General features: G+C 61.9%; 1 pseudogene. It reads right to left on the bottom strand.

The features are described from left to right. A pseudogene (gene groEL / locus R0J92_RS27255) lies at nucleotides 1-231 on the bottom strand (chaperonin GroEL); the annotation flags it as partial.

Raw genomic sequence — 231 nt, 5'->3', positions numbered from 1 at the left:
CGTGTCCGTGGCGACGGCGGGCTCGGTGGCCATGCCGTGGTTCGCTTCGACGGTGATGACACCCTCGTTGCCGGCTTTCGGGGTCGCGTCTGCGATCTGACGGCCGTTCTCGGCTTCGCCGTTGGCGGAGATGGTGCCAACCTGCGCAACTTCAGTGTTATCGTTGACCGGTCGGGCCATCTCTTTTATCGCTGCGACGACTTTTGTTGTCGCCATGTCGATGCCATGCTT

Source organism: Tritonibacter sp. SIMBA_163, assembly GCF_046535935.1.
In the GTDB taxonomy this organism is placed as follows: domain Bacteria; phylum Pseudomonadota; class Alphaproteobacteria; order Rhodobacterales; family Rhodobacteraceae; genus Epibacterium; species Epibacterium scottomollicae.
The sequence above is the reverse complement of the archived record's forward strand: the minus strand, read 5'-3'. Positions and strand labels throughout refer to the sequence as shown.